Here is a 26,259-nt window from a genome sequence, read left to right on the forward strand (position 1 = left end):
TGTCGTGTCGTTTGTTCGAAGAGGAGAGGACACCATGAAACTGGAGCGACGCCCCCCCCGCCGACACGTGAGCGTCGGCAAAGGCAGACAGGACTGGCCGGGTGCCATCCGACGGCGAAGGCCCGCTGTTTGAGGGTAGCCGCCGCTCGAATGACCGCGTGACGGAGATAGCGAACGGCAGATCATGGCCGCGTCCGGTCCCACAGTGACCCACTCAGGTCGACCCGAATCGGACTCGTCGTCGCAGTCTCATCAACGTCTGCATCGTGACCAATCGCATCTGTTTCGGGCAAATTCCATGCATGAGAAATTGTCCTATCCGGGGATGCGATTTGGGCTTGGATCTGGGATTCCATGCCCGCCCAGCTTCGACCCATCGTTTGCCCTCTGCCTCTCGATCCGGTTCGAAAAAAATAATTCAGCGAAACTCTATGATTTCGGTGGCCGGTGCCGATAACACCAGTTACAAGTCCCCCGCCAGACGAGGTTACCCAATGCCCCTCGATTTTATCGCCAGCCGCCCGATCCGATTAAAGCGGGCTCTCGTTATTCTGGTTGGCTGTGCAGGCGTACTCGCCAGTCTGTCGATTTGGGGCCGGGTGCCCGCCGATGTACTCGCTGACGCGGATAGAGAGGTCGCCCACTCTGGCCCCGCGTTAGCGAGCACCGCGTGTCCGCTCGAAGGAGCGGTCTCAAGAGACGCTCGCGGTACCTTTCTCATGTGTTGGAAACAGGTCTGGAGCAAGCCGTAAGCGCTACTCCCGTATCCCTATCGGCGTCTCTGACGTAACGTACGTGACCGAAACTTCGATAAGGGAGCGTTTCGGCCGGGTTTGTCAAGGCGCGCCTCGCTCGATCGAAGTGATTGTGGCAAAAACACAAACCGGATTTTTTTTGCCATGAGTAGTCCGCAAACGACTACTTATACTTTCCGGACCTCGTTCTCCGAAGTGCGTCGCATGCGACAGGAATGGCTCGAATATCTTCAGCTTGTTAGCTGGAACAACCCGATAGCGTTGGCGTTGGCGTCAAGCGCGGTCGGCTCCGTCGTGACGCTCGCATGGATCTCCGCGAGAAATGTCAAAGAGCGCAAGTCTCAGCGACGCGATACAGCGCTGGAACTGGCGTTATCGTTGGAGAGCTACGCCCGAACATGCCGGACGATTATGCATAAGGCCGCGTGGGCGGCGACAGAGGCGGCCGACTCGAAGGGCCCTGAAGCGGTCAAGACGGTGTCCGTTGCTGCTTTTGGCTACCCAGACAAACTCCAATGGAACGTCTTGAGCCGCAAGGTCGTTTCCGAACTACGCGAGTACCCGGCGACAGTGCACGCAGCCCGGGAGTATGTGGAAGCGTTCCGGGAATTCGGCGAGCCGATCGAACTTTGCGGTCTCGTTGAATACGAATGTGCGAAGGCTGCAATGGCCGCGTTAGTCCTTGCCCGGGTCACACGCCGACGCCACGGAGCCGCGTCGTGGAAGCCGGGCGCCAAAGATTCCGCCATGGAGCGCGAACTGTCCAAATTTATCGCGAGCGCTGAAGAAAATCGCACGACGTCGCGTCGAATGGAATCTGCGGTTGCTCGGCGAGTTGACGCACAAGCGTTCAAACAGGCCTAAACGCCTGAAGACATCGAAATAAAAAGGAAAGCGAGTGCGTCAGACTTCTCGCGACCCACTAGCGACGCTCACCTTCCTCCAGAGCGGACACTCATGAGGTGCACTCACATTGCACCTCAGCCGGCAGTCGCATCCGCATTCGCATTCGCCTTAAAAGGCGTGTGGCTCAAAACGCGTGCCGTCAGGGCAAGTTTCAGGATATAAATGGTCACGAGCGCCAGGGTCAAACCACCGAATACATCTACAAGATAGTGTCCGCCTTGCGTTGGCGTTGAGATTACCATCGTCGCGTTAAGCAAAACAGCAAAGGGAAATAGAAATATAGTCCGGCGAAGTGAGTATGCGAAGAAGACGGCCAGTGCGGTATGAAATGAGGGAAACGATACGAGGCCTTGTATCCGGAGGAGGTCGAACTTAACAATCTTTCCGTTTCGAAGAAGATCGAAGTCGGACACCGTCGCCGACGTATTCGGATCGGTGATGTTGAAATGCAAAAAGGCGCTTGCAGCTGGAAAGGGTGTTGAGATAAGAAGGAGCAGCGCGCTGGAAAGCATCAGAAGAAGCACGAAGCCCGATAATTCCTCACGGCGACCGAGTACGCCCAATACGACTGGGACTCCTATCAATTGCCATCTACCACTATCGTAAGCGAATGCAAGAATCTGCTGAATGACGGCATGCGAATGTACCCAATAGTAGACGCTTGGCCAATCAAAGCCGAGCGCACGATCGAAGCGGACGAGGCTTTCGTCCACTAACGATGCGTTGACCGTTACGGACAGATAGGAGAGAACGCCCGCGACCGGTACGAAGCAAAGCAGCAGGGCCATCCAGGCGAGCGTGCGTGCAATTTCCTCATAACGGAGCCTTTTTGTGACCTGCCTATAGCGCGGAACCGCCGCGATGGCTGCTAAACCGACCGCCGAACTCAACAAAAACGAGAGAGTTTTAGCGATCAGCAGAATGCCATCCTCCCGCACCGAGCAACCACTCATATAAAGCCACGCAATATCAATCATCGAGAAAAGTAGTACGACGGCTAATCCGAAAAGGTATTGCCTCCCGGGCACACAATAGGTTTGAGCTGCCACGCGGTTAATCATTTTTTTTGTGAAATCGACGCTGGCTTTATTTTCATTTCTCAACGGGGAGGCCGACGGGAGAGTTTTCGTATAAAACGCGTGGGCGCGCATTAAGGATCGCAGTGGCTGTAATCTGCCGACCTCAGGAGTGAACGAAATTCCGCTCAGAACGCGAGACGCGGCGCGACATACCCGCCATAGTTCTTCGTCGAGACGCCTGTTCCCTGGGTCGGCATCGTGTAGCCGGCTACGAAGTGCCCCTGGATGTACTTGCTGCCCTGGTCCGCACCGTCGATGTGAAAAGCGGCGAATGCGATGATCGGGACGAATGTCTTGTTCTCGATTTGCGTGCTGACTGGCATGAGGACGGTCGTTGCCGTGGGAATGTTCTTGTAGACAGCCGCCTTGACGCCCGGGTCGATGTAGATGCTGTCCCCGATCGACAGTGAGGTCGGATTCCCGTTATCGATCAAATTGACGACCGTCGGCGTGTCGTTGGCGACCACGAGAAACGATGTCCACTGCCCCGCCTCGCAAGAAGCGCCATATTCCTGGCCGTTGCCCACCTCGAACTCGTAAGGCTGGCCTGCCGCGTCGACCTTGGGCGCATTCTTCGTCGAGTCCCAATATTGGTTGTACACGCATTGATCCATGACCATGGGAAATAGCGCTCCGGCAGGCACCGCGGAAGGCGGCGCGATAACCGCCACGGCCGTTGCGCTGTCGGCCGTCGTCGGCATGCCGAGCAGCGTGCCGAGCAGCAGGTGCACGAGGCCGCCGTTGCTCGTGGCATTGCGGGAGATCGTCACCTGTACCGCGGGTTCCAGCAATTGGCCCGCCGGCGCCGGCAGCGTGACCTTGCCCGGCGCGAGCAGCGTGGGCGACGACGCGGCGACGTCCCAATATCCCGCCGTGACCGATCCGCTCGTAAGCTTGACGCCGTCCGACGCATTCAACGCAACGGCCGCCGTTGCGGACGAGGCCGCCCCCGCCCAGTTCGGTCCGCTCGTGCTGCCTTGTGACAGCGCTCCGGCGCCGGCGAGCGCCGCCGCATCCGCGCCGTTTTGCAATTCGCCGCTGACTGTGAAGACCCGCGGCAGATCGATCGCAAAAGCCCCGATGATCAGCAACGCCGTGAACGTCAACAAGAACCATAGCGTTACCGAACCGCACTCTTGCGATCTCGCACGCACGCACGGGCGCAGGCGCTCGTCGGGGCGCACGGATGCCCGGCAAAGCATCGCGGCCGCGGCTTGGCGGGAACGCACTCGCTTATTCACAGTTTTTCACCGCGACGGCCTTCACCGTAATAGGCCCCGTTATCACACTGAATGCCGAGCCGAGCACAACACCGTTGTAGGTATAGCTGATGTTCACCTGCAGCGGATTGCTGCTGCCGGCCGTTGCGCAGCCGCCCGTCGGGGTCACGCTCACGGTGGGGGACGTGGCCGTGCCGCTTGTCACCAGACTGTTCTTCGTATAGGCAAGCGCAACATTCTGGATCTGGGTCTGCGTATAGGACGGCACGCGCAGCACGACGCCCTGGCGCGCCGCTTCCCCCGCGGCATTCGTGATCACGGCCTTGTCGCACAACACCATGCTCACGTCGACGATGCCGAAGAGCACCATCAGCAGGAACGGCGTTACCAGCACGAACTCGAGCGAAACGCTGCCGCGCGCGTGAACGCGGGCACCGGAGCAGGGGCGCCCGCGCCGCTTCATTGGAGCACTCCGCGAGCAGCGGCACTTGCTGCCGACACCGGCCGTGTTTCACCCACGCCCGCAACACCCGCAACGCCCGCGTCGCCTGCATCACGCCTGGCGGTGACCAGACGCTCGCGCAGTTGCCGGTAAAAGCGCAGATTGTCGTCCGCCGATTCAGCCGGCATGTCACTCACCAGGATGCGCCTCGCCGCCTCGCTGTTGCCGAGCATCCCATACGCCAGCGCGAGGTTTTCGCGAGCCTGCGGCGGCGCGTCAGGCAAGCCGGCGATATCGAGCAGCACATTGGCGCCTGCGCGCACATCGCCGGCCAGAATGAGCGACAAGCCAAGATCGGCCTTGAGGCCCGCAACCTCGGGGTGACGCTGCAAGGCTGCGCGATAGACCGCCTGCGCTTGCGCATGCTTACCCTCTAGATCCAGCGCGGTGCCAAGCCCCTCGGCCGCTACCGCCTGGTCCGGGTGGGTTGCGGCGAGTTCGCGGTAGCGCTTCTCGGCCTCGTCGAGCCGTCGCTGGCGCAGAGCGACGCGTGCGAGCCCGAGCACGGCGCGCGCATCGTCCGGCGCTACGGCCGCAACCTGCCCATAGAGGACGCCCGCGCGCGCGAGATCGCCACTCTGGTACATCGCATCGCCGAGGCCGAGCTGCGCAGCTTTCGATTGCGGGTCGATCTTCAGCACTTTTTCGAAAAGCGACATGGCAAGCGGCGTGTCGCCGGCCTCGAGGGCGCTTTCGGCGACATGCATGTCGGCCTGCGCATCTGGCAGATAGGTGGCGGCGGCAGGCTGTGGCGTCACGAAGTGATGGCTTGCGCATCCGGTGGCGAGCAGCGCAGCGGCCAGCTGTGCCAGGAGCGCGGCGAAGGCCTTGCGCGCGAGCAACGGATGAGATGAGTTCAATTTAAGCTCCAGAAACCTTGCAGTGCTCAATGGCCGCGAAATACCGCGATGAGTCGAATGACGGCCGGCCCCGCTGCAATGAGCGAGACGGTCGGCATGATGAAGATCATCATCGGCAGCGTCATCTTCGGGGCGAGCTTCGCGGCCTTTTCCTCGAGCGCGACCATCTGCATGGCCCGTTCGGTACGCGACAGGGTGCGCAGCGATTGAGTGACCGGTGTGCCGTACTTTTGCGACTGCACCAGTGTGGTCACCAGTGCGCGCATCGTGGACAGACCCACCCGAGCCGACATCGCGCTGAGTGCCTGCGCCGTGTCGCTGCCGATACTGAGTTCGTCCGCGGTCACGGTGAACTCATCGGCAAGCGGCGGGCAGATAACGCGCAGCTCGCGCGCCACGCGCTTGATGGCAACGACGAGACTATTGCCTGCGTTGGTGCAGACCACGAGCAGGTCGAGTGCGTCGGGCAGTGCGGCGGCGATCGCCTTGCGACGATGCCGGATGAAGAATGCGAGCGCATATTCCGGCAACATCATGCCGATGACGAATGCGCCCGCCATCAGCAGCGCGCGAATCGTAAAGTTCTGGCCGACTTGGGGCAGATGCCCGCCGAGGGCGATGGCGCCGAGCGCGAGACAGGCTCCCACGACAATCTTGAGCCCCGACATGACGGCGATCGCGCGCCGGTCGCGAAATCCCGCGCTGGCAAGACGCATGGCCACTTTGGCGCGGTCTTCGGCCTGCACGACAGGCAGCCGTTCGCCGAGCGCGGCGATCCGTTTGGCGAAGCGCTGCGGCATGCGCTTCGCGGCGTCGGCCATCGCGCTGTTGTCGACGCCCACGCGGGCCACGCTTTGCCGTGTGCGCTGGGCAATGCGCGCGCGGTGGCTCTTGTCGCGCAGGACGAGCCACAGCGTGAAGCCCGCGAGCAGGGCGAGCAAGGCGGCATTGCGCCAGAAGTCGGCGTTCATCATCGCGAGGTGTCCAGGTTCGAAATCTTGTTGATCGACCACAGCCCGATCGTGAGGAGCACGGCGGCGAGGGCGAGAATCTTGTGTCCGGCCCGGGTATGCGTGAGCGTGTCGAGATACGGCCGATTGGCGATAGAGATAAAGCCCATGAGCGCGAACGGAACGGCTGCGATCATCTTGCTGGCGAGCCGCCCTTCCGCCGTGAGCGCCTTGCTCTTTGCGCGGATATCGCGCCGCATGCGCACGATGCCCGCGAGGTTCTCGAGCGTATCGCCGAGATTGCCGCCCGTCTCGCGCTGCAGGACCAGGCAGACCGAAAAGAACGAGAAGTCAGCGAGTCGCAGGCGCACCGCTGACTGTTCGAGCACCTCCTTCAGGTCGGCGCCCACGAGCAGCGCATCGCCCATGGTGCGAAATGTCGTGCGCACCGGCTCCTCGCTTTCGACCCCGGCCACGCAGATCGCCTGCACAACGGGAATACCTGCGCGCACCGCGCGAATGATGAGGTCGATCGTATCGGGAAAAACGGCGAGAAAGCGGTTCCTGAAACGCGCGATCTGCCAGTGATAGGCCCAACGCACGGCGAGAAAGGGGATTGCGATGCAGGCGAGCACGCGCAGCACGGGCCCCACAGGAACGAACGCAGTGGCGATCACCGATGCAATGAGTGCAGCGAAAGCGATGAGATAAATCGCGCGAACACCGCCCGGGCCGCTGACGGTGCTTACGCGTTCATGCCAGGCCGAGACGACGGCGAAGAGCGCGTCCTGGTCGGCGAGGCTGCGCTTGGGGTGCAGCAGCTGCTCCTGAAGACTCGCGTCGCGCTCGGCGAGGGCGGCCTTGCTTTCGTCGCGCACCCCGGCCACACGTGCGCGGATGCGCGTACCCGCCTGCTGGCGCGCGATGCCGCGCAACGCGTGCACGATGAGCCCCCCGACCAAGAAGGCGAAGAAGGTGCCCAGGCCGATGACGTCCGCAGGTCTCATGATTGCATCGCCGTGAGCAGCGCCTCTTCGAGGCCATAGTAGGCAGCGCGCTGGGCGAACACTGGACGCAGTGACGAGCATTCGAACGTGCCGCGTACCTGCTCTTCGTAGGCGGTTCCGTTGTAGCGGAACGTGAACAGATCCTGGGTGATGACGACGTCGCCTTCCATGCCCGCGATCTCGGTCACATGAGTCACGCGCCGCACGCCGTCGCGCATGCGTTCGATTTGCACGATCAGATGAACGGCGCTCGCAATCTGCCGCCGGATCGACATCAGCGGCAAATTGCCGTTGGCCATCATCACCATGCTCTCGAGGCGCGTGATCGCATCGCGCGGCGCGTTCGCGTGGACCGTCGTCATCGATCCGTCGTGGCCCGTATTCATCGCCTGCAGTACGTCGAATGCTTCCGTGCCGCGCGTCTCGCCGAGGATGAGCCGGTCCGGGCGCATCCGCAGCGCGTTGCGAACGAGGTCCCGTTGAGAGATTCCGCCAAGGCCTTCGCTGTTTTCGGAGCGCGTCTCGAGGCTGACGACATGCGGCTGTTGCAGTTGCAGCTCAGCGGCATCCTCGATCGTGACGACGCGCTCGGTTTCGTCGATAAAGCGGGAGAGCGCATTGAGCAGTGTTGTCTTGCCGGAGCCCGTGCCGCCCGAGATGACGACGTTCAGGCGGGACGCGGTTGCGATGCGTAGTACGTCCACCATCTGCGTGGAGATATTGCCTTGCTGCGCCATCCGGCCGAGTGTGATGTTCCGTTTGGCGAACTTTCGGATCGAGATCGATGCGCCGCGCAGCGCGATCGGCGGCAGCACGACGTTCACGCGGCTGCCGTCGGCAAGACGTGCATCGACCATCGGGCTGCTTTCGTCGACGCGCCGCCCGATTGCCGCTGCGATGCGCTGCGCCACGTTGATGACGTGCGCGTTGTCGCGGAACTTGAGCGCCGTCAGTTCAAGGCGGCCGCCGCGCTCGACGTAGACCTGGTCCGGTCCGTTCACGAGAATATCGGTGACGCGTTCGTCAGCGAGCAAGGGCTCGATTGGCCCGATGCCGAACATGTCGTTGAGAATCTCGTCGACAACGAGCGTCTGCTCGGCCAGCGTCAGCGACAAACGCTCGCGGGTGGTCGTCTCGGCTGCGATCTGCTCGATGCCCGTGCGTACCTCGCTGCGCGACATCATGAGCGCCGCCGACATGTTCATCGACGCAAAGACGGCCGAACGAATCGCCCTGAACGTCTCGGAGCGGATCAGCGCTTCATTGCGGTCCGCGGCCGAGTGGCTCATTGCTGCGGGTGTAGCGCTCACCGAGGCCAGCGGCGTCTCGCGCTTGCTCGCTTCCGGCTCGGCGGCCGCGGAGCCGGCGACCGCCACGGATTCTCGAGGCTCATCGTGATCGGCGAGCGACGGGCTCGTCGAGAGGGGGGTGCGCCGGCCGAACATCAGCTCACCTTCCTCGTGGGCAACAGGCGCTTGTACCACGGCTCGCGGGCCACTGCCGTGTCGCTGCCCGTGATCGCATTGGCCAGCGACACGATGGCCGCGGCGAACGGCGAGCGATGCGCGTGGGCAAGCGTTCCAGCCTCACCGAGGTTCTCAGCGAGGGCAAGACTCTGCGGCTCGTAGGGCAGCGAATGCACGGACCCGCGTGCGAGCGCGTTGACGAAATCGTCCTCGCGAACGCGCCCGGACACAGGCTGCTGTGCTTCGTTGAGCAGCACCGTGATGGCGGGTGCGTTGTCGAGGTTCTGTGCGAAACGGCAAAGCCGCGCAGCTTCGCGCGCCGAATGCACCGAGAAGTCGGCGACGACGTGGATCGTCGAACTGCTATCGAGGGCTTCCTCGACGATTTTGCCCGCGCGTCCAGGCAGATCGAGCATGATGTAGTGGAAGTGATGCTTGAGCATCGTGACAAGCTCGCTCAGCGCGCCCGTGCGCAAAGCGAATTCCTGGTTGTACGGGAGCTCCGCTGCAAGCACGAGAAGACGATCGCTCTGGGCAACGAAAGCCTGATTGACTAATTGCTGGTCGAGCCGCTGCGGGTTCTGCAGCAATTCAATAAGCCCGTTGTTGGCGGCGACGCCGAGCATCGAGGCGGCCGCGCCGCCGTACGGATCGAGATCGACATAAGCGATCCGGCGCCGCGTCGTGTCGGCAAGATGAGAAGCAAGTGCGGTGGCAATTGTCGTGACGCCGACGCCGCCTCGCGCGCCAACGAACGAGAGCACCTTGCCCATGCGTGCCGACGCGCCGTCGTCGATGGCCGTCAGCGCGCGCCGGACGAGTTCGGCGGTGAGCGGCTTGACGAGATAGTCCTGCACGCCGATATGCAGCAGGCTGCGAAAGAGCCCTACGTCGTTGCGCTCGCCAATGGCGATGACTGCAACCGAAGGGTCGACGACCTCGGCGAGCCGCGTGAGGTCGGAAATCGGCATCGTCGATCCCGTCACATCGACGATCAGGTGGCGCGGCGACTCCTTCAGTGAAGTCATGATCCCTATCGCATCGTCGAGCGAACCGAGCGTGACGTGCGAGGTCGCGATGCCCTGATCGACGACAACGCTGTTGACGACCTCGATGCTTTGCGCGTCGGAGACGACGGCGATGAGTTTCTCGGCGCCGGACGGTTGTGCCCGGCGTTTGAGGATGTTCGATTCGAAAACGCCCATGTGTGCAATCTCCGTTAGCGAGATCCCGACGACGAGCCCGTCGTCGAGTTCGACGAAGATGACGAAGAACTCGAATAATCCGAGTTCAACGGTTTCGCCCGGTCTTCCTGGTAGCGCCGTACCGCGCTCGCGGCGAGTGGCGCGTCCGCGCCCGCGTAGGGCACGGGCGCCACGAGGTCGGCTGGCCGCGCGAGCATCGCGGCCAGGTTCGAGTAGGTCGCGCAGCCGAACGCCACGCCGGGCCGCGCCTGGCCCGCATCGAGCATGCCGGAGCGCTGCGTGAGCGTTTCGCACGCCGGCGGCGTCGCGCGTCCGCCGTCCCCGGGCGTAAAGCCGATCACGGATGGATCGGGCATGCCGAGCGGCGGCCGCGCCGACATGCACGACGTGAGGCAGGCGCTCGCCACACCGGCGAGAACGGTGGCAATGAGGGAGAGCCGAGGATTCATTGTGGTCTCCATATCAATAGACGAAGCCCGCAGCGCCAATGAGGCGGGGCGAATTGCCCATAAGCGGGTCGATCGAAAGCGACTGGCGCACGGCATATTCGATGTCGCTGCTGGGGGTGGTGACATCGTCCAGCGCGCCGCGCAGCCGGCCCGGCCCCGTCGGACCGACGATATACGGTGTCACGATTACGACGAGCTCCGACTTGTTGTTCTGGTATTTCGTCGACGAGAACAGCTTGCCGAGAATGGGCAGCCCGCCGAGGCCGGGAAGCTCGGAGACCAGGTCGCTCGTCGAACTCTGCAGGAGTCCGCCGATTGCGAAGCTCTGCCCGCCTGACAGCTCGACGGTGGTTTCCATGCGGCGCACGGTCAGCGCCGGTACCACGATCGAGTTCAGCGTGATGCTATTGCTCGGATCGATCTGGCTGACTTCAGGCCGAACGGTGAGGCTGATGCGGTTGTCGGCGAGCACGGTCGGGGTGAAGTTCAGCGCGACGCCGTAGGGTTTGTACTCGATCGTGATCGTGCTCGTCGTGCCGCTCTGGGGCACGGGGATCGGCAACTCACCCCCTGCGAGGAAGCTCGCCGTCTGACCCGACATCGCGGTCAGGTTCGGTTCGGCCAGCATCGTCAGCAAGCCTTCCTGGTCGAGCGCGTCGAGTACGCCTTCGATCGTCGTGCGGCCGGCCTTGAAGCCGCCCACCACCGAGAACGCACCACCGGACGGCAGGTTGAAGAGATTCGTCGTCGCGTCGAAAATGGCACGCCCGTTGAACAGCCCACCGAAGAAGTTGCCGCTCGCGCCAATGGCATTCCAGTTGATGCCGAGCTGCTGCGTAATGTTGCGATCCACTTCGGTGATGCGCACGCGCAGCAGGACCTGGATCGGGTGTGCGATCGAGAGGCGGTTCACGAGTTGCTCGTTGGCGTGAAGATATGGTTGCAGCGTTTGCACAATGGCATCGGCATCCGCCGCGCTCGGTACCGCGCCAGTTACCATCAATGAGCCAGGCGCACCCGACACGGTGACCGCGAATTTGGGGAAGCGCGCGTCGATAAGACGTTGAATCGAAGCCGTATCCGTCGACACACTGATCGTCTTGCGGAGAATTTCCCGATTGTTCGGCCCGAGTGCAAAGAGTGTCGTCGTGCCGGACTTCTTGCCGAGCACGAACACCGAGCGCGGCGTCGGCACATGGACATCGGCAACGCTTGGGTCGGCGACGAACACGGCGACGGCGGGCTGCGGCAGCTGGAGCAACGTGCCACTGCCTGCCGCAACTGGCAGCACATCGGCGGGCTCGCTCGCCCATGCCGCCCCCGCACCGGGGCCGCAGAGCGTGGCAATGACAAGCAGCACGGCGCAAATGCCGGTGACGGCAGGACGGCCGCTTGCACAAAGCGGCGCGCAGCGCGAAAACAGCTTGCCGTGTGTGAGGCTGAACATGTGTCGTCCTATGATCCTGCGGAGATGGCGGGGGCCGCGTCGGCGCGTGCGGGAGCGGCGGGCGGCGTGCCGGTGGGCAGCGGCGGCACGCCCGGCGCGCCCATCGACGTGCTGCCGGGCAATTCGCCGTCTACCTGGTCGACCTTCGAGCCACGGTAGATGACGACATGCGGCGTCGGTGCCGGTGTTTTCGCCGAGTGCGACTCTGCCGGTGCGCTCACTGCGCGCAATGCGCGTGAGACATCTCCGGCCCACACGGGACGTGTGTGCGTCATGGCGACATCCTCGACGTCCGGTGTGTGCCGGTCACGCGTGGCAAAACTGCGCAGCGCAAGCGAGAGCGTGCCGAGGTGAGCCGCGACCGTGATCGTCTGGGCGCTCGCCGGCGTGACTTCGATGGTCACGGTACGAGCGGTCGTGCTCGGGGCATTCGTGCTCGACGCGCTGTCGTCATCCTTCGGACGACGAAACGCTGTGCCGACCGCCAGCACGCGCACACGCTCGGCGACCGTTTCCGATTCAACCGCACGCGCGGGGTCGACCCGGGCGCCTGTTTCGGCCCGCATCTGCTGGGTCAACAGGATGTCGACATAATCGCCAGGCTGAATGAGCCCTGCATTGCCCGACACGTCGTCAACGGCAACCGAGATCGCGCGCATACCAGGCTTGAGCGCAGCCGCAAGAAATCCGGGGGCGCTCGGCAAAATCACGTCGGCAACGCCAAGCGGCGTCCCCGCGCGTACCGCGTGCCGCAGTAGATCGCCCTTGAGGTCTTTTCCGTCGCTGCCGGAGGCTTCTTCGATGAGCGCGCCTGCCGGGACCTGGTCGCTCGGCATCGTTTTCCATACGAGGTCCACGTCGCGCAACAGCAGTCCGTCCGGCAAATCGTCGGCTGCGGCGCGCAAGTGCACCATCGACGATTGGTGGGCCACGCGCGGGCTCGATGCCGAAATGTACAGCGCGCGGATGATGAATGCGCCAATTGCGGCGATGACAACGAGCGCGGCTAGCTTGATGAAGTTTTGCATATGGGCGGCGTTGTATTCAGGCAAGCGGCGCACGGCTCGTGCAGCAATAACCTTAGGTGAACTCTCCGAATAGTCGAAACACGGCGAGCGTCGTGCGATGACCGGCTGTGGGCTGCAGCAAGACTGCGACGATGCCGCCCAACGCGAGCGCGACGCCATACGGGACGCCCCGCGCCGGTGCAATCCAGCCAAGCCGCACGCTCACGCCCGCGAGGGAGGGAATTCGCTGCATGCCGGCCACTGCGAGCACTGCGAGGGCAACAAGCAATCCGCACAACGAAACGACCACAAGCACCGGCCAGGATTCCGGCCCCGCCCAGAGAAAGACCGCGGCTGCGAGCTTCGCATCGCCGCCGCCGAGCCAACCCAGTCGAAACATTAATGCAGCCACGGCAAGCGATGCCGCGCCCGCGGCCACATGGATGTCCCATGAAGCAGGGCCGAAACCGGCCATGGCGGCGTTGACGAAATACAGGGCGGCAAACGCGGCCACGGCGGCATTGGGCAGACGCCGCATGCGCAGATCGGAACTTGCCAGCATGATGAGGGTCACGCAGGCACCTGCTTTCACTACACCGGGGGCTATCATCGTTTTCCGAATGTGCCGAGGAAGGTGATCTCCGGCTCACACCTGCTCGTGCTGAGCCGGAGCATCACGACCACTAGATTGCGTTGGTTGCGTTCGTGAGCAGCTTCTGGAAGACGGCCTGGAAGCCCGTAGTGCCAGACAGGAACGTGCCGAGTGCGACCAGCACAGCGACGATGATGCCGCCAAGAACAGCGTATTCCAGCGAGCTGACACCGCGCTCGTCGCGCGAAAGGGAACGGATAAAACGCAGCATGAGAAAGACTCCTTGTTAAGTAACGCCTGCATAACAGGCTTGCTACGCCGATTGGCCACGAAGGAGGACCGACTCATCCCCCAAACCCGTCTAACGGCAATTGGCCGGCAAGCTTTAGCCCATCGCGCGCAAACTGGGATCCGGTGTGACGCCCTACCTCGATGCTTATCGTATTTCCGGTCGCAGCAATGCGATTCATTGAATAGAGGCGTAAAACAGTTCCAGTTTTTGCCTTATAAAAGCCTTTCAGGCCGGACGATTAGGGCATGCGCGGTAACGCCGATCAGCGTCACGCGGCCTTTGCTCCAGCGGCCGAGGGGGGCGATGGACCAGGCCCCAGCGCTGACTGATCGGCACAACTGTGATCATGTACACGACGGCCGGATGCCAGTTCTTGAATAGGCGCAGTTGCTGGCCCTCGCTGGCGGGCATGACCCAGTCGCGCGACGGCCACGGCGATGGATGACGGCGCGGCGTACGGCGTCAGGTGCGACTGACGGTGCCGCACTTCATGAGCGTAGGCTACATCCTGCAACGCACCGATCTGGCCGCCACGGTCCCGGAGCGACTTGCCTTCAACTGGCAACCCCTTTCTCGCTCAGCCTGCGCGCGTTGCGCATACACGAGTCCAGCAGGACGAAGGCAATCGCTGGCTGCGCGGGGTAGCGATCGATCTGTTTGCGGACACGGCAACGCATGTCCGCAAGGCAGGGGCAGCAAAAGAAATGACACTCAGGGGCGAAAGGCCCGGGTGCCTCTGTCGCAGCCGATCGAGGCAACCGGGCGCACATCCAAGGCTTCGGTCGATGCTGTTGAAATCATGGGTCGCTTTACCCTTACCCAAGGGCTGCGAGCGGCTTGTAGGCCGATCTGAGAGGTCGATTTTTTGCTGTTGCTCGACAAACCGTATGTCGCGACTTTTTCAACAGCATCGGCCAACTACGGCCGTTCGGCCACGCTCGCAGTCGGACATTCGAACGCCGGCTCCGCCCCAAACAGCGGACCTTCACCGCCTACGCTGGCTCGTAGCGTTGTCGGCCATCAAGGACATTCGGATCTCGGCGAGTACGACCTACCGCGAATGGCCGGTCTAGAACACATGCAAAGCGACGCACGAAGGCATCACTGACCTACCGACGTAGAAAGAGTCTGCGAGCCGTTCAATTGCTGCTTGGCCAAACCCGCGTCGAACGCACCGTTGGACATCCGGGTAAATCGACCATGCACTGGAAACGTTCGAACAGGCCAATGTATGACGTACAAAGTAGCGATCGGCTGGGGAGATCCCTGGCTTAGGGCCAGCTTCGGACGCGGGCCTGCACGTCAAGACGGGCATTCGAACCTCGGCTTCGCGCCGATTGTGTGGGGAGCCCCGCATCGATACTCGCAAGGTCGCCACGCGGCGTATGTTCGATGCTCTTACTTAAGCGATGCCGCCGCACGCGCCTAACGTTCCCGTCGCCTAATCAGGCAATCGTTGGAATGCGCGCGAAGTGCATGGACAAGTAGCGTTACCTCGCCGATCATAGTCTTGGACGGTATGCCAGATATCCAGCGATGACCGACGACATGACAACGTGGCTGGTGCAGATTGGCCTCGGTGGACACGCTGCGAAGTTCGCCTCGGAAGGGATCGATTGGGATGTGCTCGGCGATCTTTCCGATGACGAGTTGAAGGAGCTTGGCCTGACGCTCGGTGACCGCAAGCGGCTGGCGAAAGGGCTCGCTGCACTGACCGACGCCCACGCACGATCGCTCGGATACGCGAAGGAACGAGGAGAGCGGCCTTCGGTGTCTACATCCGCAACCGTCGAGGCCGAGAGACGGCAGCTCACCGTGATGTTCGTCGACCTGATCGATTCGACGGGGCTCGCGGAGCGATTCGATCCCGAGGACATGCGGCGCCTGCTCGGTTTCTATCATCAAGCCTGCGCAAGCGCGATCGAAGCTCATGAAGGTCACATCGCGCTTTACCTCGGTGACGGGCTGCTCGTTTATTTCGGCTATCCAAACGCGCACGAAGACGATGCCGTGCGCGCAGTACTTTCCGCTCTCGCCGTCGTCGCGGCGCTTCGCGAGGCCAACGATCGCATCGAAATTGAGCACGGCGTACGCCTGCAGTTGCGTATCGGTATCGAGACGGGACTTGTCGTCGTCGGGGCAATTGGCGCTGGAGCCACGCTCGATCACCAGGCGATCGTCGGAGAGGCCCCAATCGTCGCCGCAAGGCTGCAGTCGCTCGCCCCGCCCGACGCAATCGTCGTGGGCCCGGCCACGCAACGCTTGATCGAAGGATCGTTCCTGCTCGAAAACCTCGGTTGGCAAGAACTGAAAGGGATTTCGGGTCCGGTTCAGGTCCAGCGCGTGCTGGCGCAAACAGATGCGATCGACCGCTTTGGAGTCAGGGCGGGCCACCGCATGACACCGCTGATCGGACGGGCCGCGGAACTCGAAATGATCCGGCAGCGCTGGAAGCAGAGCGTTGACGGCGAGATGCGCTGCGTGCTGTTGATCGGCGAGCCGGGAATCGGAAAATCCCGCGTGTTGCGAGCATTCGACGATAGCATCAGTGGAGACACCCATGCGGTCATTTCGCTCCAATGTTCCGCGTACCATCGCAACAGCCCTTTTTGGCCGGTATTACGCTGGCTACGGCGCGTCTTTGGCCTGGCATCCGACGCGCACGGCGCTTCGGATGTCGAACGGCTTGAGGCTGGAATCGCAAGCCTCGGAGTCGGTGTCGACGAAGCGGTTCTCGTACTCACAACGTTGCTGGAAATTCCGGCTACCGCGCGCCATCCTGCGATCGACGCCTCATCGCCTTCCTTTAAACGACGGACGCTGGACGTGCTCGTCGCCATCATCGAAAGGTCGACGTGCATGCAGCCGGTGCTCGTCGTTGTAGAGGACGCGCACTGGATCGATCCGTCTTCGCAGGAGTTCGTTCGGCTGCTGCTCGAGCGACTGGTGGCCGCCCCGCTGTTTGTACTGCTCACGGCGCGGCCCGAGTTCGAACCAGGATGGACTTACCCTCATCAGGTAAAGGTCAATCTCGATCGGCTTTCGCGCCGTGATTGCATCGCGATGATCGAACGGCTGACCGATGGAAAGCGGCTTCCGGATCTCGTACTCGATCAGATCGTCTCCAAAACGGACGGCGTGCCGCTTTTCGTCGAAGAACTTACGAAGACCGTCCTGCAGGGCGATTTGTTGCAGGATGCTGGCATCAGCTACGAGTTGAAAGGAACGCTGCAGACAATTGCGATTCCGGACACGCTGCAGGGCTCGTTGCTATCGCAGCTCGACCGGCTGGAACCAACCGTCAAGGAAACCGCCCAGATCGCAGCCACAGTGGGGCGGGAGTTCGGCAGAAAGCTGCTTGGCCTGATTACCTCGAAGCGAGAGAACGAACTGCAGGAAACGCTTGACTGCCTGGTCGCAGCCGAAATTATCGTTCCCGCTTCGGGTACGCCAGCGGAGAGAGACGTGTATCTGTTCCGGCACGCGCTGATCCAGGAGATCGCGTACCAATCCCTGTTGCTTGCGAGGCGCCGCCAATATCATGCGCTGATCGCCGCCGCTCTGGAAGACCATTATCCGGAAGTCGCGGAGCGGCAACCCGAACTGATTGCTCAGAATTTGACTGCGGCCGACCTGCCGGATCGTGCAATCGGCTACTGGCAGCGTGCGGGAGAACGGGCGCTTTCGGGCGCGGCCTACGAGGAGGCTATCGCTCACGCGCAGCGTGGGCTTGAACTGATAAACCGATGTTCCTACAGTGATCAGGATCGGGCAGCCCACCAGGTGCCTCTGCTGCTGACAAGGGGCGGAGCGGAGCTCAGGTTGGCCCGCCGCGAGGCGATAGCGACCTTCCGGCAGGCGGCGCAAATTGCCCGCGAGCAGAACCTGCCGTCGTTTCTTGTGCAGGCGGCGTTGGGGTTCGACACCGCCGAGACGTTCCTCGAAGGCTCCGGCAAAGCCTCGCTTTCTTTGCTCGAAGAGGCGCTCGCCTTGATCGGCACCGAAGAGTCGGTCGAACGCTGTCGGCTGTTGAGTCGACTGGTCCGCACCGTTCACATGACCGGTGCACGTGAACAAGCTGACGAACTGGTTTTGGAGGCTGTTGCTCTAGCCAGGCGCCTGAACGACCTGCCGAGCTTGTTCGACGCATTGGTGTGCGACATGATGCATATCGGGGCCCGCCCTTTGCCTGCGAACAAGTTCGCGGAGCGTGAAGGCGTGTTGCAGGAGTTGAGACAGATTGCAGAAGCTCTCGGTGACGCACACACCATAGGTCACGCATGCGCTCGATGTCTCGCCGGCTACCTGGAGATCGGCGAGGTGGAGCGCTTCGAGAGCGCACTCGAAAGGTATCGGCAGATTGCCACCAGTGGGCAGCACTTCGTCGACAAGTGGTGTGTGACGGGTGCGCAGGCGATGCGGGCCATACTCGTCGGGGACTTCGCCGTGGCGGAGCAGAAGGCGCGAGAGTCGTTGCAGATGGCGCAGACCGTCGACGCGACACTGGCAACGGGCGTCTACGGCATGCAGATGTTCACGATACGCCGCGAACAAGGCCGGCTTGCCGAGGTAGCGCCGCTCTTCAAGCGGTTCGTCGACGAGCATTCCGAAAACGCTGCGTGGCGGCCGGGGCTCATGTTGATCTGCAGCGATCTCGGCTTCGAATCACAGGCCCGCGACAATCTCGATCGGCTCGCGGAATCGGAATCCAGCATCCCCGTCGACAGTAAGCGGCTCGTTACGTTGACGTATCTGGCGGAAGTTGCTGCGCGACTCCGGGACATTGAGCATGCCGAACAGGTTTATGGACTTCTCCTGCCGTTCAGGGATCAGGTCGTCACCGTTCCTGTTTTTACGCTGTGCTGCGGATCTGCGGCACGGTATCTCGGCATGCTCGCACATGCTCTGGGCGATTGGTCCGCCGCCGAAGATCATTTCGAATATGGCCTGCGCATGGACGAGCGCTTGCGGGCGTGGCCTTGGCTCGCGCACGGCCGGCACGAATTCGCGCTGATGCTGGCAGCACGCAATCGCATCGAAGATAGAGCACGAGCGCAAGACCTGCTCGCCACGGCGGCCACCGCAGCCAACGAACTGAAGATGTTCGCTCTCGTAGAGCGCATCGGTGGCGCTCAGACAAGCACAGGGCACAGAAACTAGCACACGGCTGCATGTTTCGAAGCGCAGCGATGCAGCCACTACTCAAGGAGGGCCCCATGCCACGTTTTATGATTGAACGAAACTTTGCGGAACAGCTGGAGGTCACTGGCGAAAGTGCGGGTGCCGTGAAACGGATCAACGACGAGGAGGGCGTCGAGTGGCTCTTTTCGTTTCTCAGCGCGGACAAGAAGAAGACTTATTGCCTATATGAGGCGCCCAACGCCGAAGCCATCCGCGCTGCGGCACGTCGGGCGAACCTGCCGGCCGATGTGATCATTGAGGTGAGCGACTTGCGGCCAGAAATGTTCAGTTAGAGGGCTAGGCGCGAATAGCACCGTTGTGTCGCGAGGACGATGCAACGACAGGAGCGCCGCCCGCGTCATCGGGCAACAGCAACAACGCTGGACCGAGTGACCCGATTCATAACAAGACAGCCCTGACAATTTGCCTTAATGCCCGAAACCGCCGGGTTGAGCCGTCGCGGACCAGGCACCGAAGGGCGGAAAAGGCCTGGGACATGCCCGCAGTTGAGGAGGCGCGGATGGCCGTTGTACGTTTGGAAGCCGCCACTGATGAGGAGCTTCGTCCGCTGGCCGAGATGTGTCGAAACGGTGAGTTGGTGGATGCCAGAAGCGGCCGTCCCGCTGCGCGGCGCCGTCACCGTCGGCAACCCGCCATATTGCTGACGTCCAAGGGAGTCTCGTCCAACGTCGGCCTTATGCAAAGCTTTCCATAAGGCCGAATTGTGCGCATAGCTTGTTCGGCAGATTCCGGAGTCTTCCTGCCGATGCGGTTGCAAGGGCGCGCCTTGCGCACGTGCCCTCGGCCTTGCGTCCATCGGGCGCGAGCGCTTTTCGCCTGGCAATCGATTGCATCAGGTCATAGACATGTGCCACCTTGATGTCACGAACCGGCATCGCGCCGAGTCGCGAACCCTTCACGTAGCGCGTAAGGAAGCGCGTAGCCTGACCGTGATAGTACGCGGTCCAGTTCGCACTGTTGTCATTCAGCCATTCCTCGCAAACAGGCCAAAGCGTGTAAATCGCGGTCGGTGAGCTTATACGGCCTGGCTCGCGGCTTCGCGTTCAGCAGGAGCGGATCGGTGAGCATCATGGCGAGCTCCGTGAGGGACAACTACCATGAATTTTGCCCGCAATTTACCTGCAAAACCGGCGGAAGCTGGCGGATTTTCCTGGAAGTCTGTGCACCAGGTGCCACCGACCGGATGCGCGATCGGAGCCAATGAGAACAGCTTGACCCATTCGCTGTAGCCGCTAACCAGAAAGCCTCCCGAGCGATCGACGTACTGCTGGCGGGAGGCTTCATAGATCTCCCGCAGCGCAAACCACGGCACCTGCGGCAAGTCATGATGAACCAGATGGTAGTTGTTGTTCAGAAACAGCAACCGCCACAACCATCCCGCTTCATTGATGACCGTGCGATGCGCGGGTTCCTGCGCGACCCGATGCTCATGAAACGAACGCACGGATGCAAGTGCGAGCGAGCCATACCCCGCACCGACGATGAACACCCACGCCGGTATCCCGCACACCTGCTGCAACCACGCAGTGAGCACGACCAGCGCGGCGAGATGCGCAAGCCATGCGGGCACGTCGCGCCAATCGCCGTCGCGAATCTTGCCAAGCGCTTGCGCACCGCTTGCGGCAATCGAAAACGCTGGCCCGACCAGCAATCTACCGATCAACGTATTGCGGAAAACCAGCAATGCACGCATCGCGGTTCCCGCGCATCGCCACTCCGATGCGCTCAAGAAATAGCTTTCGGGATCGCTGCCAGGCTCGGTCAGGTGCGCATCGTCGTGATGACGCAGATGCGACTCGCGATACACGTGATAAGGAAACCACACCGCGAGCGGCGCGAAACCGAGCAGTGCGTTGACGAATCGCGCGCGCGTCGGATGGCCGTGCAGCAGCTCGTGCTGCAACGACATGTACCATGCGCCGAATACGGCCAGCAACGCGGCCGTCAGCGGCAGACCCAGCACACGCGCGTGCGTGGCGACGCAGATCCAGCCGCCGTAGATCGCGACGATCAGCACCCATGTCGGCCATTGCGTGCGCCAGGTCCGGCTCGCCGCCAGACGGTCGATGTCGTTGCGCTGGGTGTCGTCGAGATAGATCGCCATCGTTGATCGGTCCGGATGCGGGTTCGTACCTGCGATGTGGATTCGCAGGTTCAGACCGATCGTACGAGGCAATGCGGCGCGCTCGAATCATTTTATTGAGCAATGCATCTGCGCCAGCGTGGAAAAGCGGCCCCGGAAAGCGCGTTTCCGGCAAACCGCTCAATGATCGCCCGCTACCCCGCACGCGTGATCGAGCAGACCTTCGGCCGTGCCACTGCCGCCATCGATGTGGATACCGCTGTTGACGATCAGCCAGCCATCCTGAGTCGCGGACGGTCCCGCGCCGGTGACGAGAATCGTTTGCGTGGCCATCGTCGCCGGATCAGGATTGTCGCGCGCGACGATTTTGAACGGGTTGTCGGCGCCGCTCAGCGAGCTCACGCGCATGATCCTGTAGCGCTCGCCATCGAGCGTGTCCCAGCGCCATTGCCCGGGCGTGTCGTGTGCGTGATTCGCGAGTGCGGCGCTGACTTCACGCCGCAAGCAGTCGATGTGGATATGCAACTGGTTTTGCGAGCGACGATATTCGGAGTTGATTTCAAGGCCGAGCTGATCGTCGGGCAACTCGCGTTTGACCGCTTGCTGCACGTAATGGCGCGAATCCCACGCGTCGCTCCAATAGTTCCTGGCATCGGGCGCGAGGATCAACGGACTTTCGATGCCGGTGATGCGATCGGTCGGCATCAACAGAAACTGCGAGCGGCCGAGAATATCCTTCAGGACGACATAGCGTTTGTCGAGATCGACGACTGTGCATTGATCCGGCGTGCCGGTGGCCTGCTGCGACGGCACGCAGCGGACGTCGACGATCTTCCACAGCGCGTTGGAATCGACCGTCGCGAGGCGCGCGCAGGCGCTCGCGGCGAGAGCGACCGCGACAACGGCGCTGAAGTGAACGACGCGGCGTGCGAGGCCGCGAATTGACAGGGCGGTGGCGGGTTTCGTCATCGTCGCTTAGGGTGAAGTTCGGTCAGCGGAGGCGTCGGCATGCGAGCTGCGACGCGCAGGCATTAAAGCACAAACCTGCTGGCGCGCACGTGAAACCCGGGCGTCAAAGCACCGGCGGCGGCAACGCTCCGAGCACCTGTTCGAACGCGACACCGATGGCCAGCAGCCGTCTGTCCGAGCCGAGCGGTCCATCCAGTTCGAGGCCGACGGGCAGACCGCTCGCGCTGATACCCGCCGGCACCGACAGCCCCGGAATGCCGGCCGTGCTGGCCGGATCGGTATTGCGCAGGAACGCTTCCATCGTATCGATCGTTGGACCGCCGTCGATCGTGACCGTCGACGAACCGTTCAGATCGTCGATCGGTACGGCGACGAGCCGCGTAGTCGGAAACAGCAACGCGTCAAGACCGGCATCCGCGAACGTCGCGGCGACGTAGCTTTGCAGCCGCGGTCGCCAGTAATTGAGCGCCGCCGGGTAGTGCGAGCCGAGCACGTCGGCGAGCACGTCGTCGTAGATCGCGCGCACGTCCGGGCTTGCGATGCGCGCGGCCAGTTCGGCCACTGTCCGCACCGGCGCTTGATTCGCGACCAGCCACGCGAGCACGTCGTCGCGCGCTTCGTGAATGGCGAGCGGGCCACCGACCATCCCGTTCAGGTGCTCCAACTCATTCATCGCGACCTGCACGAACGTGACCCCCGCCGCTTCGAGCTTCTGCAACGCGGCGCGCGCGACGTCCTCGACCTGTCGCTCGAGAGCGTCCCACAGTGGCGTGGGCAAGCCGATGCGCAAGCCATCGAGCGCAATCGCCGGCAACGCGCCGTCGCCGGTGATCACGGCGTCGAGCAGCGCCAGATCGGCGACGCTGCGCGCCATCGGCCCGACGGTGTCGCGCGTATGGCTGATCGGCACGACCGCATCGGGGTCGTGATAGCGCCGCTCGGCGCCGCCGTTGCCGACCGATGGACGCAAGCCCGCGGTGCCGGTCAGCGCGGCCGGGATGCGGGTCGAGCCGCCCGTGTCGGTGCCGAGCCCGGCGGGTGCGATGCGCGCGGCGATCGCCACGGCGGTGCCGCCGGACGAGCCGCCCGGTATCAGCGACGGATCGTAGGGGTTGCGCACTGGCCCCGCGTGCGCGGCGAGGTTTGTGCTCGTGATGCCGAACGCGAGTTCATGCATGTTGGACTTGCCGAGCACGATCGCGCCCGCATCGACGAGGCGTTGCACCGATCGCGCATTGGTCTTCGGTACGAAGCCCGCGAGCGCCGGCGTGCCGGCCGACGTCGGCAGGCCCGCGGTATTGATGTTGTCCTTGACGACGATCGGCAAACCGGCGAGCGGCAGGCGCGCGCGATCGGCCGCCGGCAATGCGTCGATGCGCTGCGCGGCGGCGAGCGCGCCGTCGAAGTCGAGCGTGGTGAGCGCGTTCAGAGGCGTGAGCGCGGCGGCGCGCGCGAGCAGGGTGGCGACGTAGTCGGCGGTTTTGAGGCGGCCGGAGTGCAGCGCCTCGACCGCTTGTGTCGCGTTGAGCGCGAGTTGTGCGTCGACGGTCCATGTCATGACCGGCGTCTCCGTATCGATGGATGCGTAGCGGGTGGCGCGAGTTTCGGCGGCATGCGTCGAAGTCGTGCACAGGTCACGCGGGCAGACAGCGAACGCAAGGGTTCACCTATTCTGGCACATCCGCCTGAAAGCCGATGCCGGTGCGCACTACGATCCGCTTACTGGTGGTTATCGATCCACATACGCCCCCAGTCGGACGCGTAGGCGAGCGCATGCTCTTCGTCGAAGAAGTAGTCGAGCGCGTCGAACGAATAGGCCTTGCGCCTATTCTCGTCGCGCTGCTCGATCGTCAGATTGGCGGCGAATAATCCATTAGGGAGCAGTTGCGTTGCCGCCTCGACCTCGTAGCCCTTGTAGCGGATGTGTGAGTTCATGATCTTGACTTGTCAGTGTGTCCGCGAGTGTCATGCGGAAAACCAATGCGTGCGGCGCGGCCCCGTCGTTGCCGAAGGTGAGTGAAGCGGTGGGCTGGGTCAAGCGTAGGGCGCGCTGCGCAGCGGGTGAACCAATCTTTCGTCGAAAACAAATCAGCGCGGATCGGGAGTGGTCATCAAAAGCCCGGATTGGATCAAAACCGCTGGGTTCGATGACTCTATCCACGCGGGGGCGCGGTGTCTGTTATGTGGCGCACGGTCGGGTGGGGCAAAGCGTGCCGCCGCGCGCGATTGCGGCGGCTTCATGGTGTCCGGAGGACGCGTCAGACCGCGTGCAGAACGCGCGCGGAACGGGTTTCCGCGGCGGGGGAGGTGGTTGTGCTTGGTGCGCAGGCCAGGCTCGCCGTCGAGCGGTTCGACGCGGTGGGCGTGCCGTGCGGACGCTGTGCATTGAACGCGAGCGCGAACTGCGCGGCCTGCTGGCCGACGGTCGCGAGTTGCTCGACCACCTTCGGATCGGAGCAGCTGTCCGCGCTGTCGAAGCGCGTCTCCAGCGTGTTGATGCCGGCACCGAACGGGGTCGGCCAGCCACGCAGCGCATGCACGATCGAGCGCAGCGATGTCAGTACGGAGCCCGCTGCCTGCCAGCCGTAGGCGGTGACGATGCAGCCCACCGCGCGGCCATCCAGATACGGGCGCTCGTCGGCGCGCAATTCATCGAGCGTATCGAGCGCGTTTTTCACGAGCCCGGACACACCGCCGTGATAACCGGGCGTCGCGATGATTACCGCGTCCGCGCGACGCACGGCCTCGATCAGCTCGAGTTGTTCATCGGTACGCGCCGGCTGTTCCGGCGCATAGTGCGGCAGGCTATGCAGAAAAGTGCCGCCGAACAGGCGGGTATGCGCGCCCGCGGCTTCGGCGCCGTGCAACGCGAAGGCGAGCGCGCGCTCGGTCGACGAGGCCGCGCGCGTCGTGCCACCAATACCGACGACGAGCGGCGCGGGGGAATGATCGGATCTGCTCAACGAAATGCTCCTTCGATTGCGGTTCACGGTGCGGTTGACGGCGCAGTTCAAGCGGAGCTCATGCAGCGGTAGCACCGCACGTTCACGGCCATCAACGGACCGGCCGGAGCGAACCGGACCTTGAAGCGTCATCTTAATGAGCGGCCGCCGCGCGGCTAAGCGACTTTTTGTTCTAACGATATAACCGCGTGGTCGGTCGCAACTCGCCGGAGGCTTCTTCAATGCACGTGAGCGCCGTTGCGCCATCGCGGCATTGGCGGAATGCGCATGCTGGCGTCGAGGCCGCTTCGCGATGACGCCGCTTTGGGCATGCTAGGATGCCCGCATCGTTTTTCGCGAGGTCGAGCCCAGCATGGCCACCCTGTATGACACGCTCGGCGTGCCCACGCACGCCACCGATGAGGAAATCAAGCGGGCCTACCGGAAAGCCGCGATGAAGTGGCATCCGGACCGCAACCACGGTGCCGAGGACGTGGCGCGCGCGGCGTTCCAGGAAATCAGGGACGCGTACGCGATCCTGTCCGATGCCGAGCAGCGCAAGGTCTACGACACGGTCTATGCCGAACAGATGCGCGAATGGGAGGCCCAGCACACGCGCCGGCAGCGCGCGCAGGCGAAGCGCGAGGCGGCGGCGCGCGCGGCCGAAGAAGCCGCGTATGCGGAGATGGTGTCGATCGCGATCCGCTTCGCCGACCAGGGTCACAATCGCGACGTGCTGTTCGGCGTGCTGCTCGGGCGGCAATGCGAACCGCAGCGCGCCGCGCAGATCGCCGACAGCGTCGCGGCGTTGCAGGCGGCGCGCCGCGACGAGGCAGACGTCGCGCAACATGCCGAGCGCATGAGGAAGACCGCAAACAGCGCGCAAGCGGCGGAAGCCGGCGCGGGCGAGCCTGAACCGACGGAAACCGCGCATGAAACCAGCGCGGCCTCTCAAACCGCCCGTCACGACACGCCGCACGCCAAACGCGCGGACCATGCGAAGCGCGACGGATCCGCCAGCGACATGCATCCGGCCGGCGCGCTCGGCAACCTGTGGTTCCAGTTCCTCAACAGCCTGAAGTTCTGATGTGTCGTGTCGGAGCCGCGGCATGGCGCCAGCGTCGTTTGCACTGACAAATATTGACACGGTGCTAAAGAGCGGGCCGGACACTGGTACACTGCCGATCGTTCGCAAAGCTGTACTCTGTGCCCGTGATCGAGATCCTTGGTGCGAATCCCGTGGCGCAAATAATAAACACGCCGTAGTGTCACGGGGGCGCAAGACTGGAGCGGCACAATACCGCCCAGAGGCCAATAAAAAAACAA

General features: G+C 63.0%; 23 protein-coding genes and 3 pseudogenes. 6 read left to right on the forward strand and 20 right to left on the reverse strand.

Translation table 11 applies throughout. The features are described 5' to 3' along the window. The first annotated feature begins 959 nt into the window (after window positions 1–959). Window positions 960–1,619, forward strand: a complete 660-nt coding sequence (locus F6X42_RS09965; RefSeq protein ID WP_187634053.1) for a hypothetical protein — start codon at window positions 960–962, stop codon at window positions 1,617–1,619. 116 nt (window positions 1,620–1,735) lie between these two features. On the opposite strand, the gene F6X42_RS09970 is transcribed toward F6X42_RS09965, so the two are convergent. The 14 genes and pseudogenes from F6X42_RS09970 to F6X42_RS43920 all read right to left on the reverse strand — a co-directional run. Then, window positions 1,736–2,764, reverse strand: a complete 1,029-nt coding sequence (locus F6X42_RS09970; RefSeq protein WP_187634054.1) for a phosphatase PAP2 family protein — start codon at window positions 2,762–2,764, stop codon at window positions 1,736–1,738. Between the two features lie 101 nt (window positions 2,765–2,865). Further along, window positions 2,866–3,942, reverse strand: a complete 1,077-nt coding sequence (locus tag F6X42_RS09975; RefSeq protein ID WP_187634263.1) for a TadG family pilus assembly protein — start codon at window positions 3,940–3,942, stop codon at window positions 2,866–2,868. Window positions 3,943–3,973: 31 nt separating this feature from the next. Continuing rightward, a complete protein-coding gene (locus F6X42_RS09980; protein WP_187634055.1) occupies window positions 3,974–4,423 on the reverse strand; it encodes a TadE/TadG family type IV pilus assembly protein in 450 nt (149 codons plus the stop codon). Next, complete coding sequence (locus F6X42_RS09985) at window positions 4,420–5,304, reverse strand: tetratricopeptide repeat protein (RefSeq protein ID WP_187634056.1); 885 nt, start codon at window positions 5,302–5,304, stop codon at window positions 4,420–4,422. The genes F6X42_RS09980 and F6X42_RS09985 overlap by 4 nt, the downstream gene beginning before the upstream one ends. Before the next feature lie 44 nt (window positions 5,305–5,348). Beyond that, window positions 5,349–6,296 (reverse strand): type II secretion system F family protein, encoded by a 948-nt coding sequence (locus F6X42_RS09990; RefSeq protein WP_187634057.1) that lies wholly within the window; start codon window positions 6,294–6,296, stop codon window positions 5,349–5,351. Then, window positions 6,293–7,279: a type II secretion system F family protein gene (locus tag F6X42_RS09995; protein ID WP_187634264.1), complete on the reverse strand. Its 987-nt coding sequence runs from the start codon at window positions 7,277–7,279 to the stop codon at window positions 6,293–6,295. The genes F6X42_RS09990 and F6X42_RS09995 overlap by 4 nt, the downstream gene beginning before the upstream one ends. Then, window positions 7,276–8,724, reverse strand: a complete 1,449-nt coding sequence (locus F6X42_RS10000) for a TadA family conjugal transfer-associated ATPase (RefSeq protein ID WP_187634058.1) — start codon at window positions 8,722–8,724, stop codon at window positions 7,276–7,278. The genes F6X42_RS09995 and F6X42_RS10000 overlap by 4 nt, the downstream gene beginning before the upstream one ends. Then, complete coding sequence (locus F6X42_RS10005) at window positions 8,724–9,950, reverse strand: CpaE/TadZ family protein (protein WP_187634059.1); 1,227 nt, start codon at window positions 9,948–9,950, stop codon at window positions 8,724–8,726. The genes F6X42_RS10000 and F6X42_RS10005 overlap by 1 nt, the downstream gene beginning before the upstream one ends. Before the next feature lie 14 nt (window positions 9,951–9,964). Further along, complete coding sequence (locus F6X42_RS10010; RefSeq protein WP_376776343.1) at window positions 9,965–10,399, reverse strand: CpaD family pilus assembly lipoprotein; 435 nt, start codon at window positions 10,397–10,399, stop codon at window positions 9,965–9,967. Between the two features lie 13 nt (window positions 10,400–10,412). Next, window positions 10,413–11,846, reverse strand: a complete 1,434-nt coding sequence (locus F6X42_RS10015; protein ID WP_187634061.1) for a type II and III secretion system protein family protein — start codon at window positions 11,844–11,846, stop codon at window positions 10,413–10,415. 8 nt (window positions 11,847–11,854) lie between these two features. Beyond that, window positions 11,855–12,874, reverse strand: a complete 1,020-nt coding sequence (gene cpaB / locus F6X42_RS10020) for a Flp pilus assembly protein CpaB (RefSeq protein ID WP_187634265.1) — start codon at window positions 12,872–12,874, stop codon at window positions 11,855–11,857. Between the two features lie 52 nt (window positions 12,875–12,926). After that, a complete protein-coding gene (locus F6X42_RS10025) occupies window positions 12,927–13,463 on the reverse strand; it encodes an A24 family peptidase (protein WP_187634062.1) in 537 nt (178 codons plus the stop codon). 73 nt (window positions 13,464–13,536) lie between these two features. After that, the gene (locus F6X42_RS10030; RefSeq protein ID WP_187634063.1) at window positions 13,537–13,716 is read right to left on the reverse strand and encodes a Flp family type IVb pilin; all 180 of its coding nucleotides are present in this window, start codon (window positions 13,714–13,716) and stop codon (window positions 13,537–13,539) included. Window positions 13,717–13,973: 257 nt separating this feature from the next. Further along, a pseudogene (locus tag F6X42_RS43920) lies at window positions 13,974–14,184 on the reverse strand (FAD-dependent monooxygenase); the annotation flags it as partial. Between F6X42_RS43920 and F6X42_RS43925 the strand changes: the two are divergent. The 4 genes and pseudogenes from F6X42_RS43925 to F6X42_RS10040 all read left to right on the forward strand — a co-directional run. After that, window positions 14,183–14,441, forward strand: a pseudogene (locus F6X42_RS43925) (type 2 periplasmic-binding domain-containing protein); the annotation flags it as partial. The pseudogenes F6X42_RS43920 and F6X42_RS43925 overlap by 2 nt on opposite strands. Before the next feature lie 370 nt (window positions 14,442–14,811). Then, window positions 14,812–15,012: pseudogene (locus tag F6X42_RS45860) on the forward strand (hypothetical protein); the annotation flags it as partial. A gap of 261 nt (window positions 15,013–15,273) precedes the next feature. Continuing rightward, complete coding sequence (locus F6X42_RS10035) at window positions 15,274–18,897, forward strand: AAA family ATPase (protein WP_187634064.1); 3,624 nt, start codon at window positions 15,274–15,276, stop codon at window positions 18,895–18,897. A gap of 56 nt (window positions 18,898–18,953) precedes the next feature. After that, on the forward strand, window positions 18,954–19,211 hold the full coding sequence (locus F6X42_RS10040; RefSeq protein ID WP_026226125.1) for a DUF4242 domain-containing protein: 258 nt from the start codon (window positions 18,954–18,956) through the stop codon (window positions 19,209–19,211). A gap of 402 nt (window positions 19,212–19,613) precedes the next feature. On the opposite strand, the gene F6X42_RS45865 is transcribed toward F6X42_RS10040, so the two are convergent. The 6 genes from F6X42_RS45865 to F6X42_RS10065 form a co-directional block, all read right to left on the reverse strand. Next, a complete protein-coding gene (locus tag F6X42_RS45865) occupies window positions 19,614–19,958 on the reverse strand; it encodes a phage integrase central domain-containing protein (protein ID WP_376776350.1) in 345 nt (114 codons plus the stop codon). After that, window positions 19,955–21,043, reverse strand: a complete 1,089-nt coding sequence (locus F6X42_RS10045; RefSeq protein WP_187634266.1) for a fatty acid desaturase — start codon at window positions 21,041–21,043, stop codon at window positions 19,955–19,957. Before F6X42_RS10045 ends, F6X42_RS45865 begins: the two co-directional genes overlap by 4 nt. Before the next feature lie 159 nt (window positions 21,044–21,202). Beyond that, window positions 21,203–21,991 carry a CDP-diacylglycerol diphosphatase gene (locus F6X42_RS10050; protein ID WP_187634065.1) on the reverse strand — a complete coding sequence of 263 codons (789 nt, stop codon included), beginning with the start codon at window positions 21,989–21,991 and terminating at the stop codon, window positions 21,203–21,205. Window positions 21,992–22,094: 103 nt separating this feature from the next. After that, window positions 22,095–23,549, reverse strand: a complete 1,455-nt coding sequence (iaaH, locus tag F6X42_RS10055; protein ID WP_187634066.1) for an indoleacetamide hydrolase — start codon at window positions 23,547–23,549, stop codon at window positions 22,095–22,097. 161 nt (window positions 23,550–23,710) lie between these two features. Beyond that, entirely contained in the window at window positions 23,711–23,926 is a 216-nt protein-coding gene (locus tag F6X42_RS10060) for a DUF6566 family protein (RefSeq protein ID WP_187634067.1), read from the reverse strand. A gap of 323 nt (window positions 23,927–24,249) precedes the next feature. Then, complete coding sequence (locus tag F6X42_RS10065) at window positions 24,250–24,954, reverse strand: NADPH-dependent FMN reductase (RefSeq protein ID WP_187634068.1); 705 nt, start codon at window positions 24,952–24,954, stop codon at window positions 24,250–24,252. A gap of 352 nt (window positions 24,955–25,306) precedes the next feature. Between F6X42_RS10065 and F6X42_RS10070 the strand changes: the two genes are divergently transcribed. Next, window positions 25,307–26,020, forward strand: a complete 714-nt coding sequence (locus F6X42_RS10070; protein ID WP_187634069.1) for a J domain-containing protein — start codon at window positions 25,307–25,309, stop codon at window positions 26,018–26,020. The last annotated feature ends 239 nt before the right edge of the window (window positions 26,021–26,259 follow it).

This window comes from Paraburkholderia podalyriae (assembly GCF_014397785.1).
Classification (GTDB): Bacteria; Pseudomonadota; Gammaproteobacteria; order Burkholderiales; family Burkholderiaceae; genus Paraburkholderia; species Paraburkholderia podalyriae.

What these genes read in the sequence shown, in the direction of transcription:
- F6X42_RS09965 (WP_187634053.1), top strand. Translation starts at nt 960, where the DNA reads ATGCGACAGGAATGGCTCGAATATCTTCAGCTTGTTAGCTGGAACAAC.
- F6X42_RS09975 (WP_187634263.1), bottom strand. Translation starts at nt 3,942, where the DNA reads ATGCTTTGCCGGGCATCCGTGCGCCCCGACGAGCGCCTGCGCCCGTGC.
- F6X42_RS09980 (WP_187634055.1), bottom strand. Translation starts at nt 4,423, where the DNA reads ATGAAGCGGCGCGGGCGCCCCTGCTCCGGTGCCCGCGTTCACGCGCGC.
- F6X42_RS09990 (WP_187634057.1), bottom strand. Translation starts at nt 6,296, where the DNA reads ATGATGAACGCCGACTTCTGGCGCAATGCCGCCTTGCTCGCCCTGCTC.
- F6X42_RS09995 (WP_187634264.1), bottom strand. Translation starts at nt 7,279, where the DNA reads ATGAGACCTGCGGACGTCATCGGCCTGGGCACCTTCTTCGCCTTCTTG.
- F6X42_RS10000 (WP_187634058.1), bottom strand. Translation starts at nt 8,724, where the DNA reads ATGTTCGGCCGGCGCACCCCCCTCTCGACGAGCCCGTCGCTCGCCGAT.
- F6X42_RS10005 (WP_187634059.1), bottom strand. Translation starts at nt 9,950, where the DNA reads ATGGGCGTTTTCGAATCGAACATCCTCAAACGCCGGGCACAACCGTCC.
- F6X42_RS10010 (WP_376776343.1), bottom strand. Translation starts at nt 10,399, where the DNA reads ATGAATCCTCGGCTCTCCCTCATTGCCACCGTTCTCGCCGGTGTGGCG.
- F6X42_RS10015 (WP_187634061.1), bottom strand. Translation starts at nt 11,846, where the DNA reads ATGTTCAGCCTCACACACGGCAAGCTGTTTTCGCGCTGCGCGCCGCTT.
- cpaB (WP_187634265.1), bottom strand. Translation starts at nt 12,874, where the DNA reads ATGCAAAACTTCATCAAGCTAGCCGCGCTCGTTGTCATCGCCGCAATT.
- F6X42_RS10025 (WP_187634062.1), bottom strand. Translation starts at nt 13,463, where the DNA reads ATGATAGCCCCCGGTGTAGTGAAAGCAGGTGCCTGCGTGACCCTCATC.
- F6X42_RS10030 (WP_187634063.1), bottom strand. Translation starts at nt 13,716, where the DNA reads ATGCTGCGTTTTATCCGTTCCCTTTCGCGCGACGAGCGCGGTGTCAGC.
- F6X42_RS10035 (WP_187634064.1), top strand. Translation starts at nt 15,274, where the DNA reads ATGACCGACGACATGACAACGTGGCTGGTGCAGATTGGCCTCGGTGGA.
- F6X42_RS10040 (WP_026226125.1), top strand. Translation starts at nt 18,954, where the DNA reads ATGCCACGTTTTATGATTGAACGAAACTTTGCGGAACAGCTGGAGGTC.
- F6X42_RS10045 (WP_187634266.1), bottom strand. Translation starts at nt 21,043, where the DNA reads ATGGCGATCTATCTCGACGACACCCAGCGCAACGACATCGACCGTCTG.
- F6X42_RS10050 (WP_187634065.1), bottom strand. Translation starts at nt 21,991, where the DNA reads ATGACGAAACCCGCCACCGCCCTGTCAATTCGCGGCCTCGCACGCCGC.
- iaaH (WP_187634066.1), bottom strand. Translation starts at nt 23,549, where the DNA reads ATGACATGGACCGTCGACGCACAACTCGCGCTCAACGCGACACAAGCG.
- F6X42_RS10060 (WP_187634067.1), bottom strand. Translation starts at nt 23,926, where the DNA reads ATGAACTCACACATCCGCTACAAGGGCTACGAGGTCGAGGCGGCAACG.
- F6X42_RS10070 (WP_187634069.1), top strand. Translation starts at nt 25,307, where the DNA reads ATGGCCACCCTGTATGACACGCTCGGCGTGCCCACGCACGCCACCGAT.